Origin of the sequence: Streptomyces sp. L-9-10 (assembly GCF_004151105.1) — a bacterium.
In the GTDB taxonomy this organism is placed as follows: domain Bacteria; phylum Actinomycetota; class Actinomycetes; order Streptomycetales; family Streptomycetaceae; genus Streptomyces.
On record NZ_PHRF01000141.1, the window covers coordinates 1 to 202 of the forward strand.

Genomic DNA, 202 nt, shown 5'->3' on the forward strand with positions numbered 1-202 from the left:
CCCTGACCCGAGAACAGGAAACCCAGCATCCCGCTCACCACAGAGCCCGTCACCACACCCGCCGCCTGCCGGCCCTCGGCCAGCGCGGCCAGAGCGGACAGCCCGGCCTCCGCATCCTCCGCGACCACCACCGCACGCTGCTCGAACGACGCACGCGACGTCGCCAGAGAGAACCCGACATCCACCGGATCCAGACCGACCA

General features: G+C 70.8%; 1 protein-coding gene. It reads right to left on the minus strand.

The features are described 5' to 3' along the window. A partial coding sequence (locus CU044_RS38840; protein WP_205124121.1) for a hypothetical protein occupies nucleotides 1-202 on the minus strand: 202 nt, incomplete at both ends.